Here is a 9966-nt window from a genome sequence, read left to right as displayed (position 1 = left end):
CGCGTCTGCGGCCGCGGGCTCCGGGAGCGCCGCGGCGGTGGTCTGGGCGGATACGGTCATGCAGTTACTCTGGCTTGAGATATTTTCTGAACGCGGGGCTGGCCCCCGGCCGTGGGGGCCGGAAGCAGGAGGGTCCGCGTGCGGGTTCGTTTTGTGGGGCCTTGCCGCCCTACGTCAAGTTGCATGCCGCAGATGCGGCTGGCGGGAGGCAGGCGGCGGGTCCATCGCCGGGGGCCGGAAGATACGCTCCCGGTGGGGGAGCGCAAGAACGACGCTCTTGGGGGTACACGGCGCACCGGCACAGGTTCCTGCCACCCGGCCGCGGAGCAGATGCGCCAGACTGGCGTGAACGCCTTCGGGCGTATAAGTTTACCCGCTCGCACAACCTCCATCTCACGGCCCGCGATCCCGTTCGCCGCGTCACCCCGCCAGGACGTTCTCCGTGTCGCCCGCAAACCCGTTCCACCCGCACTCCCGCCGCCGGCGGGCCGTGCACGCCACCATGGCCATCGCCGTCGCCCTCGGATGCCTGGGGGCGGCGTTCTTCCGCACGCAGATCGTGCGGAACAGCGAGTTCGTGCTGCGCGCCGACGACAACCGGTTCCGGGTGGTGCCCATCCCCGCCCCGCGCGGCACCATCTTCGACCGCAACGGCAAGGTGGTGGCCGAGACCGTCACCGGCTACTCGCTCTCCATAGAGCCGGGACCGCGCGACTCGGTGCGCGCGCGCCTGGAGCCGCTACGCCAGGTGCTTGGCCTGGACTCGGCCGCGGTGGAGGAGGTGATGGCGCGGGCGGGCAAGCGGTCCATACACCCCGTGCTGGTCTCGGACGCGCTCACGTTCGGGCAGGTGTCGAAGCTGGAAGAGCGGCGCGGCCGCATCTCCGGCATAGTCCTGGAGCCGCACCCCATCCGCCGCTATCCGTACGGCGACGCGGTGGCGCACGTGGTGGGCTACGTGGGCGAGATCAACGACCGCGAGCTCGAGAGCCCGGCGTGGACCGGCTTCCGCAGCGGGCAGCACATCGGCAAGGGCGGCGTGGAGCGCCAGTACGAGCGGCGGCTGGGCGGCACGCAGGGCGCGCGCTACGTGGAGGTGGACGCGCGCGGCAAGGTGGTGGGCCGCTTCGCCAGCCAGCTCACCACGCCCCCCAAGGCCGGGGCCGACGTGCGGCTCACGCTGGACCTGGACCTCCAGCGCTACGCGCGCGCCATCTTCCCCGCCAACATGCGCGGAGCCATCGTGGCGATGGTGCCCGGCACCGGCGAGGTGCTGGCGATGTACTCCAACCCCAGCTACGACCCCAACCTGCTCACGGGCCGTATCGACCCGCAGGTGTGGCGCGGGCTGAACGCGGGCGACTCGCGCCCGCTGCTGAACCGCGCGATGGTGGGCATCTATCCGCCGGGGTCCACGTGGAAGCTGGCGACGGCCATCATCGGCCTGAACCGCGGCGTGATCACGCCCGAGAAGAGCGTGATGCCGCTGGCGTGCACTGGCGGGATGACCTTCGCGGGCCGCTACTCGCGCTGCGACAAGCGCGACGGGCACGGCTCGCTGAACCTGGTGAACGCCATCGCCGCGTCGTGCAACGTGTACTTCTACCAGCTGGGCATCCTGCTGGGAATCGAGACGCTCACGGGCGAGGGCACGCGTCTGGGCTTCGCGCGGAAGACGGGGATGGACCTGCCGGGCGAGCGCGCGGGCAGCTTCCCGTCGGGCCGCGAGTGGTACGTGCACCACTTCGGCTGGCGGCCGCCGCCCAGCGAGGTGATGAACCTGTCCATCGGCCAGGGCCCCAACTCGCAGACGCCGCTGCGGATGGCGCAGTTCTTCAGCGCCCTGGCGGCCAACGGCACCGCGCGCGCGCCGCACGTGGTGATGGGCGCCCCTGCGCCGCTTGAGACCGACCTGCACGTGAGCGGGCCCACGCTTGCGACCGTGCGCGAGGGCATGGCGCGCGTGGTGGAGGACGGCGGCACGGCGGCGGCGGTGGCGCTGGACAACTGGACGCTGTACGGCAAGACGGGCACGGCGCAGAACGCCCAGGACGCGGACCATCCCCACGCCTGGTTCACCGGCTTCGCCTCCCCCCACGGCGGGCAGCCCGAGGTCGTCGTCGCCGCGGTCGTGGAGTTCGGCGGCCACGGCTCGCAGAGCGCCGCGCCGCTCGCCGCCCGCGTCGCGAACTACTACATGAACAAGAAGCATGGCCTGGCCAACCCTGCCATCGAGGACGTGAAGCCGATGGTCATCGGCGGCCCGGCGAACTGACGGCGGGGGAACCCGGATCGCATCCCCGGCGCCTTCGTCCGGATTTCGGTAGATGTGGAACGGCCCGGCGGAGCTCTCCGCCGGGCCGCTTCCGTTTCGGCAGATGCGATGCGGACGTCGCATCTCCTTCCCTCGCAACGCCCAAGCTTCGGTCGCTCAACGTGAAACCCGCCACTCGCCCCCGCGTACGGAGAACCCGAAACGCCTCCTCTTGATGTACGCCGTTGGGGGAGCGATGATTCTGCTCTCCTCGAAACACCCGACGCACGGCATCCGCGGCATCTCCGCCGTCCATCCCCCGAATCCGAAACATGATCCGCCGCACACTGACGCTCTGCGCCCTGCTGCTTCCATTGCTCGCCACGCGCGCCGCCGCGCAGGCGTACGGCATCACGCTGAACGAGATGGTGGAGCTTCTCCGCAGCCACGTGAGCAGCGCGCGGGTGCTGGAGCTGGCGCGGTCGCGCTGCATCCACTTCGCGCCCGACGACGCCGCGCTGGCGCGTCTCCAGGAAGCCGGCGCCACGGCGGAGCTGCGCGAGGCGCTGCGGGCTCCCGGACAGTGCAGCACGCTCACGCCGGCACACCCCGCACCTCCGCCGGCCGACACCACCGTGGACGAGGCCGGGGCGCGGCGCCGGAAGCGCGACCAGGACTTCGTCGGCCACGGGGTGCTGCGGAGCCCGTTCGCCAGCCACGGCTTCTGGATCGGCGGCGGGTACGCGGGATCGGCGGCGCGGCAGGAAGGCGTGAAGGGCACCGACATAGGCCACGGGTTGGGGATCGACGCGGGCTACGCCGTGGCCGGCCACCTGGGCGTGTACGCCCACGCGGACTTCGACTGGATCACAAAGAAGAGCCGGCACTACGACCTGGTTACGGGCGAGCTGGGCGGCCGCTTCTTCCTGAACGGCCATCGCGAGCCGGCCCGGGTCTACGCCGACGTGGGTGCCGCCAACTTCGGCACGACGTTCGACGACGCGCTGGTCGGCGGCCAGACGGGCACGGTGGAGTACACCGGGCGGGCGGTCAGCGGCGCGATCGGGTTCCAGTCCGCGATCTCGCCCTCGTCGCACCTGGAGATCAGCCTGCGCGGGATGCGGGGGACGCTCACGCGCGTCACGGTGGACGGGCACGAGAGCGCGCTGCCCGACGGCGAGCGCGCGACCGTCAACAGCTTGCGGCTCTACCTGGGCCTCGGCTGGCACGCTCCGTCGCACGTCGGCCTGCGCTAGGCGAGCGCGACCGTGAACGTCCCTCCTCTGCCTTTCGACGCGGCCACCGTCTGGCTCGCCGCGGCCGTGTGCATCGCCGTCGGCCTGCTGCGGTCGCGGACGGGCGACGCCAGGGCGCGGCACGCAGGGCTGGCGCTCGGCGCCGTGGGAGCCGCGCTCGTGGGATGGGCACTCGCCGCGCCTCCGCGTGCGTCGCGTGCTCGTCCATCCACCGACACGGCTTCGGCGTCCAGGCCGGCGCGGGTGCTCCGCATGGACACGCTCTACGCCGCCGTCTCCGCTCTCCCGGATTCGGAGCCCCAGCGGATCTCCGACGTCGGAACGCCGCCCGTCGTGAATCCGCCCCTCGATGACTCGACCGTCCAGCGCGCGGCCGCCGAGACGCATGGCACGAGGCACCCGGTCACCCCTGCGCGGACGGAGAGCAGTTCCGCGCGCCGTGAACAGCTTGCCGCATCCCGATCCACCCATCCCGCGCGTCCGGCCCCCCGGCGCGTGGTCCTGGCGGCGCCGAAACCGGCCCGAGCTGCCGCCGCGCCGCCCGCACCGTTCCGTCTCCCTGCTCCGCCGCGGTCGAGCTCCACGCCACCGCGCCGGCCCGTTCCCGCGCAGCCAGCGGGTGCGCTCCAGCGCGTGACGGACGACCTGGGCGTAGCACGCTTTCACAAAGACCGCGGCGAGTACGCGAAGGCCGTGGACCTGCTCCTGGTCGTGGACCGGCAGATCGCCGGCCTCGAGCGCGACTATCCCGGCTCGCCGGCCACCACGCGCCTCCGCCGGCAGGCCGCCGCGCTGGCCGCGGAGAACCACGCCGCGTGCGAGGCGGAGGCGAAGATGATGGCAGGGACGGCGCGAGCGATCTCGTGCTTCTAGGCGAATAGCCGAGCCCGTTCGCATCCGAAGCACGGACGGACACGCGGAGTTGGCAAAGGTGACGCAAGTCGCCGACGTGCTCACGGACAGACGATCGGGCGGGCGGGGCGTCCATCGATCCGTGGCGGGACGGCAGATGCGAGGCGAGACGTCTGTCGATGCGGAAGAGAAAAACAGAGGGCCCGCGCGAACGTACGCGGGCCCTCTGTTTTCGTACCCGGCAGCGAACGGCGGGCACGGTGCGGCGAGCCGCTTACTGCATCGACTGGAGCACGATGGAGATCGGCTGGCCGGTCACCTCGCGCTTCACCAGCACGTGCGGCAGGGACTTGCGCACGTACAGCGTGGCGGGCGCGTCGCCGCCGGACATCTCCATCTTCCACGTGTCGAACGTGCCGGCGGGCGTGGTGACGCTCTCGGAGCCTACGACCTTGACGGTGACGTTCGATACGCCGTTGGCGCGCACGCCGTACGCCGGGTAGGTGATCGTCTTCCCGTCGGCCAGGTCGGCCACCGCGAGGATGAGGGCGTCCATGCCCGGAAGGCGCGTGCCCGGTATCGCCGCCAGGTCCACCGTGCGGTCGCCGCCGGCGGCGGCGGGCAGCTTGGTGGCGCCGGTGATGCGGCCGTTCGCCAGGCGCAGGTCCGCCGAGATCTGGTTGGGGCCCTGCGTCTGCAGCAGCTTGTACGCGCTGGCGACCAGGTCGTTGCCGAACCACACCGTGTCGGCCTGGCTCAGGCCCGCCATCGCGATGCCGAGCTGCGAGGTGGCCCGCCAGGCCGCGCCGTCCTGGGTGATGGTAGCGGTGGCGGTGCCCAGCGCGTTGCCCTGCACCATCACCTGGTAGGTGAAGGTGGCCGGCGCCAGGCGCGAGCCGTCGAAGCGGTCCGTGCTGGCCCGCACCTCCACCGCCGAGCGGTCGAGCGGCCTGCCCTCCACGTCCAGCAGCACGACGGGGGCGATGGGCTCCAGCTTGGAGAGCACGCGGCCGGCGTCGCCGACCACCACCACGGCCATGTGGTCCGGCTGAAGGTACTTCTGCGCGACGCGCTGCACGTCGGCCGCGGTCACGGCGGCGATGTGCTCGCGGTACGTGCGCATGGCATCCGCGGGGAGGCCGAGGAGGCGGTCCGTGGCCAGGCGGCTGGCGATCTGGTCCGGCGTCTCGAAGCGCAGCGGGTACGAGCCCACCATGAAGCTCTTGACCGACGCCAGCTCGGCGGCGGGCACGGGCTCGTCGCGCATGCGGCGCACCTGGCGCATCATCTCCGCCAGCGCGCTGTCGGTCACCTCGGTGCGCACCTCGGCCGTGGCCTGGAAGGCGCCCACGTCGCGCGGGCGCGAGACGTTGCTGTACGAGCCGTAGGTCCAGCCGTGCTGCTGGCGCAGGATCTGGAAGAGTCGTCCCGAGCTGCCGCCGCCCAGAATCTGGCTCATCACGGCCACGGCGTAGTAGTCCGGGTTCTCCGGCCGCAGCGCCAGGTTGCCCGCCACGATGTTGGACTGCACCGAGCCCGGCCGGTGGACGAGGTAGATCTGCGTGCGGGCGAGCTGCGGCGGGGCGGGCATGGCCGTGCGCGGCGCGGCGCCGCCCGTCCACGAGCCGAAGTACTGGCGCGCCATCGACATCGCCTGCGCCTGCGTGACGTCGCCGGAGATGACCAGCAGCGCGTTGCCGGGGCGGAAGTACGTGCCGTGGTAGCGCACCAGGTCGTCGCGGGTGATGGCGCGCACGGTGGCCGGCACGGACGCGCTGCCGTACGGGTGCGTGCCGTACACCTGCCGCGCGAAGGCGCGCGCGGCCACGGTGCCGGGCTCGCCCAGCGACGACTGGAGCGTGGAGAGGCGCTGCGTGCGCGAGGTCTCCAGCTCGTTCGCGGCGAAGGCGGGGTGGAGCGCCACGTCGCTCATCAGGTCCAGCGCCAGGGGCAGCTGGTCCGAGAGCACGTCGGCCGAGACGTCGATCCAGTCGTCGCCGGCGCTGGCGCTGAGCGATCCGCCCACGCCCTCGATGCGCTCGGCGATCTGCTGGGCGTTGCGGGTGGGGGTGCCCTTGTTGAGCAGCCCGGCCGTCATGGAGGCCAGGCCCTGCTTGCCGGCCGGGTCGGCGGACGAGCCGCCCCGCACGTACAGGTCGGCGCTGGCGACGGGGCGGGCGTGGTTCTCGACCACCACCAGGCGCAGCCCGTTGGGCAGCGTGGCCTCGTGGAAGGCGGGGAACTGCATGGGCCGCTCGGGCAGGGGGGCCGGGGGCGTGGCCTGCGCGGCGGCTTGGCCGGCGCAGACCCCCAGCAGGCCCACCAGGCCGGCGGCGGTGAGACGTGCGTTCAACGGCTTCACGGGTCTCTCCTCAGCTCTTGGGCGCGGGGACGGTGTAGATCACCGACCGGTTGTTCGGGTTCAGGTACTGCCGGGCCACCCGCTGCACGTCGGCGGTGGTCACGGCCATGTACTTGTCCAGGTCGGTGCGGATCTGCGACGGGTCGCCGCGGAACAGGGCGAACTCCTGGATCGCCTCGGCGCGGCCGATGGCCGTCTGCAGGCTGCGGATGGTCTCGGCGCGCTTCTGGTTCTTCGCGAGCTGCAGCTCGGCCGGGGTGATCCCCTCGTTGCGGATCTTCTCGACCTCCTGGTCGATGATGGCCTGCAGCTGCTGGGGCGTGTAGCCCTGGTTGGCGCCCGCGTACACCGCGAACAGGCCGGGGCCGCGGCGCAGCAGGGTGCCGCCCAGCACGAAGGTGGCGGCCTTCTCGGTCTTCACCAGCCGCTGGTTCAGGCGCGAGCTCTGGCCGCCCGCCAGCACGGTGCCCAGCAGCTCCAGCGCGTAGCTGTCTGGCGAGCCCGAGGCCACGGCGCCGTACGCCTCCAGGAACGCCGGGAGCGTGGCGTTGGGGTCCTGCACCGTCTTGGTGCTGGGGAACTGCGCGAACGGCCGCTCGCAGGTCACCGCCGGCGGGGTGGGCACGCTGGGGATGTCGCCGAAGTACTGCTGGACGAGCTGCCGGACCTGCGCGTCGTCGAAGTCGCCGGAGATGGCGAGCGTGGCGTTGTTGGGCGCGTAGTACTGCTTGAAGAACGCCTGCACGTCGCCCAGCGACGCGGAGTCCAGGTCCTCCATCGACCCGATGGTGGTGTGGCCGTACGAGAAGCAGCTCTGCCCGTACGAGGCGTCGCTGAGCAGGCTGCGCAGCGAGTTGGCGTACGGGGCGTTGTCCACCCGCATGCGCTTCTCCTCCTTCACCACCGAGCGCTGGTTGGTGAGGTTGGCCTCGCTCACGTTCAGCGCGCGCATGCGGTCGGCCTCCAGCCACAGCGCCAGGTTCACGCGGTTGCTGGGCACCACCTCGTAGTAGTTGGTGCGGTCCTCGCTGGTGGTGCCGTTGAAGTTGCTGGAGCCGGCCTGCTGGAGCAGCGCCATGTGCTGGCCCTTGGGCACGTTGGCCGAGCCCTCGAACATCATGTGCTCGAACAGGTGCGCGAAGCCGGTGCGGCCCTGCACCTCGTTGCGCGAGCCCACGTTGTACCACAGGTCCACGGCCGTGACCGGGGCGCTGTGGTCGGGGATCAGGATCACCTTCAGCCCGTTGGACAGCTGGTACGTCTGGAAGGGGATGTCTCCCACTCCGGACGCCCGCTGCTGCGCCGCTGCCGTGCCGGCGGCGGCGCCCAGCAGGCCCAGGGCGAGCAGGGACCCCTTGGCAAGGGATCGGGTCATGCAACCTCCACGTGTTGGGTTTCGGGGGCCGGCTCTCCCGTGCGCGGGGTGCGCGCGGGACAGCGGAGCCACGTGCGGGCCCCCGGCGTGATGGGACGAAGCTCCGCCCGGACAGCGTCGGCCGGCCGCGCGCCTTCGCGCGCGCCGGGTCCTGCATTGATTTACGTCGTCATCGGTATGTTGGACAGAGGGACAGCATCTGCCGTACCTCCGTTCTTCCTCCTTCATCGCACGAACCGCTTCCGGAAGATGCGGACCGGTGGTGCATCCCCGCTCCGCCGCTCGTCCGCCCCGCATCTCCCGCATCCGACGAGCGCTCCGCATCTCCCGACCCGGGACGGACGCACGGCAGTCCGGGAGATGTGCACCGACCGACCCGGAGAAACAGATGGAGGAACGGGAGCACGTACGCAGCCGCCGACCGCGAAGTTGCAAGGGGAGGGGTCGGTGGATGCGACGCGTTGGCTTCCAACGAGAAGTCTCGTGCGATTGCTCGCTCGGCGGACGGCTGGCGGCGGATGCGCGGCGGTCAGGCGACTTCCCTGCGCCGCGCGACGAGGACGCCGGCGAGCAGGGCCACGATCCCCCAGGCGATGCCCGCCAGCACGTCGCCTCCGTCCGGCCCGGCCTTCGGGTCCGGGCCGGACGCGTAGAGGCTCGCCTCCCACGCGGCGAGCAGGTCGCGCTCGGAGATGCCCAGGGCGTGCGGGACCGCGGCGTCGAACGGCTCGTCCGAGCGCCACAGCACGCCGAACCGAGCATCGCCGAAACGGTCGCGGACGTAGGTGCGCAGGCTGGCGCCGGTGCCCAGGTTCGCGCCCAGCGCGATGGCGGTGCCGGGCTGCATCTCTCCCGTGGCGAGCGTGCGCAGGGCCCGGCGGTGGAGCAGGCCCGGCTTGTAGCTCCAGCCGTAGCGGTCCTCCAGGCGCGCCCGCGCCGCGGCGCCCGGCGCGCCGAAGCGGAGGTACGCCAGCGAGCGCCCGAAGCGCTCCTCCGGCGGCACCGCGGCGATGGGCAGCCACTGGCCCCACCAGGGCACCATCCCGCGCCGGGCGCGGTCGGCCACGGTCAGCCGCGTCTCCGGCCCCGCCGCGTACAGGTGCATGCGCCGCCCGCCGGTGTCCGCGCCGCGCAGGTCCGCCGCGGCGAACGCCTCGCCCTCGCTCGCGAGACGGCGGGCGTACCGCTCCAGCGCCGCGTCGCCAGCGGGATAGTGGACGACGAGGTAGCGGCCGGCGATCACCGCGGTGGGAGCCATGGACGGCGCGAACACCTCCGCGCGCCGCAGGCGAAGGGCGCGCGTGCCGCCTCCCTGCGCCAACTGCACGTCCACCGTGCTGCCAGGCTCACCGAGGAGCAGGCTGTCCGCCACGGCGGGCGCCGCGCCCGCGAGCGGACGCCCGCCGGCCGCGACGAGCCGCTGGCCGACGACGATGCCCGCCAGCGCCGCGGGCCCGCGGGGAGCGACGGCAGCCACCCGCAGCGTCCCGTGCGCATCCTCCACCGCCAGCCCCACGGACGCGGGGCGAAGGGAAACGCGCTGGCCGGCGGCGGGCGCGGCGGCGAGCAGGGCCAGCAGTGCTAGGGCGCGCGGTGCGTGGGTCATCAATAGCCGAAGGGGAGCTGGCCGGAGGCGAGGGCCCGCATGGGCGACGCGGCGCCGTACAGCAGCAGCTCCATCGCGCGGACGCCGGTGGGGAAAGTGCCCATCTCCAGCGTCACGTTCGCGAGCACCAGGCAGAGGAGCGTGCCCACCGCGATCATCCACGGCCGCTCGAAGCGCGCCGCCAGCACGAACATCACGGTGTACAGCAGCCAGCCCGTCATGCACGCCCACAGCGCGAACGCGCCGGGGTATGCGTACATG

General features: G+C 72.3%; 8 protein-coding genes. 3 read left to right on the top strand and 5 right to left on the bottom strand.

All coding sequences use genetic code 11. From position 1 onward, the window contains the following. Nucleotides 1-442: 442 nt before the first annotated feature. Nucleotides 443-2275, top strand: coding sequence for a penicillin-binding protein 2 (gene mrdA / locus VFE05_08565; protein HET6230108.1), 1833 nt, complete (start codon nucleotides 443-445; stop codon nucleotides 2273-2275). 311 nt (nucleotides 2276-2586) lie between these two features. Further along, on the top strand, nucleotides 2587-3510 hold the full coding sequence (locus tag VFE05_08560; protein ID HET6230107.1) for an outer membrane beta-barrel protein: 924 nt from the start codon (nucleotides 2587-2589) through the stop codon (nucleotides 3508-3510). Here the strand turns inward: VFE05_08560 and VFE05_08555 are convergent. Continuing rightward, the gene (locus VFE05_08555) at nucleotides 3507-3764 is read right to left on the bottom strand and encodes a hypothetical protein (GenBank protein HET6230106.1); all 258 of its coding nucleotides are present in this window, start codon (nucleotides 3762-3764) and stop codon (nucleotides 3507-3509) included. The genes VFE05_08560 and VFE05_08555 overlap by 4 nt on opposite strands. 379 nt (nucleotides 3765-4143) lie before the next feature. Here VFE05_08555 and VFE05_08550 point away from each other — a divergent pair, with 379 nt between their 5' ends. Next, nucleotides 4144-4383 (top strand): hypothetical protein, encoded by a 240-nt coding sequence (locus tag VFE05_08550; protein HET6230105.1) that lies wholly within the window; start codon nucleotides 4144-4146, stop codon nucleotides 4381-4383. A gap of 253 nt (nucleotides 4384-4636) precedes the next feature. Here the strand turns inward: VFE05_08550 and VFE05_08545 are convergent, their stop codons facing one another. The 4 genes from VFE05_08545 to VFE05_08530 form a co-directional block, all read right to left on the bottom strand. Next, complete coding sequence (locus VFE05_08545) at nucleotides 4637-6724, bottom strand: insulinase family protein (GenBank protein ID HET6230104.1); 2088 nt, start codon at nucleotides 6722-6724, stop codon at nucleotides 4637-4639. A gap of 10 nt (nucleotides 6725-6734) precedes the next feature. Further along, the gene (locus VFE05_08540) at nucleotides 6735-8099 is read right to left on the bottom strand and encodes a pitrilysin family protein (protein ID HET6230103.1); all 1365 of its coding nucleotides are present in this window, start codon (nucleotides 8097-8099) and stop codon (nucleotides 6735-6737) included. A gap of 529 nt (nucleotides 8100-8628) precedes the next feature. Beyond that, nucleotides 8629-9705, bottom strand: coding sequence for a PDZ domain-containing protein (locus tag VFE05_08535; GenBank protein ID HET6230102.1), 1077 nt, complete (start codon nucleotides 9703-9705; stop codon nucleotides 8629-8631). Beyond that, a partial coding sequence (locus VFE05_08530; protein ID HET6230101.1) for a hypothetical protein occupies nucleotides 9705-9966 on the bottom strand: 262 nt, incomplete at its 5' end. The genes VFE05_08530 and VFE05_08535, both read right to left, overlap by 1 nt.

The organism is Longimicrobiaceae bacterium, assembly GCA_035696245.1.
Classification (GTDB): Bacteria; Gemmatimonadota; Gemmatimonadetes; order Longimicrobiales; family Longimicrobiaceae; genus DASRQW01.
This window is presented reverse-complemented; position numbering and strand designations above follow the sequence as displayed.